General features: G+C 72.7%; 1 protein-coding gene. It reads left to right on the top strand.

Features of this window, described 5'->3' with window-relative positions; genetic code table 11:
• Nucleotides 1–26: 26 nt before the first annotated feature.
• On the top strand, nucleotides 27–509 hold a 483-nt coding region (locus tag ACFPZL_RS14210; RefSeq protein WP_382336066.1), incomplete at its 3' end, for an inositol monophosphatase family protein.

Raw genomic sequence — 509 nt, 5'->3', positions numbered from 1 at the left:
GACGGCCGCGGGACTACGCTGGGGGCATGGTCGAAGCCCCGCACCGCTCCCCCGACGCACTCGCCTCGCTCGCGGACATCGCCGCGACGCTCGCCCGCAGCGTGGGCGATACGATCCGCTCCCTGCGCGAGACCGGCGTGGACGTCGCCGCCACCAAGACGAGCATCAACGACGTCGTCACCGCAGCCGACCGCCGGGCAGAGAAGCTGCTCACCGCGGGCCTGCGTGAGCTGCGGCCCGACGACGGCATCCTCGGCGAGGAGGGTGCGAGCATCGAGGGATCGACCGGCATCACCTGGGTCGTCGACCCGATCGACGGCACCGTCAACTATCTCTACAACCTTCCCGTGTACGCGGTGAGCGTCGCTGCGACGGTCTCGGACGGCGCCGCCGGCACGATGGCCGACGGGCGCCGCGCGGTGGTCGGCGCGGTGTACCTCCCGGTGACGGACGAGCTGTTCACCGCCTGGCAGGGCGGCGGCGCGCAGCTGAACGGCGTCCCGCTCGAC

Source organism: Leucobacter soli (assembly GCF_042659205.1).
GTDB classification, from domain to species: Bacteria; Actinomycetota; Actinomycetes; order Actinomycetales; family Microbacteriaceae; genus Leucobacter; species Leucobacter soli.
This window is presented reverse-complemented; position numbering and strand designations above follow the sequence as displayed.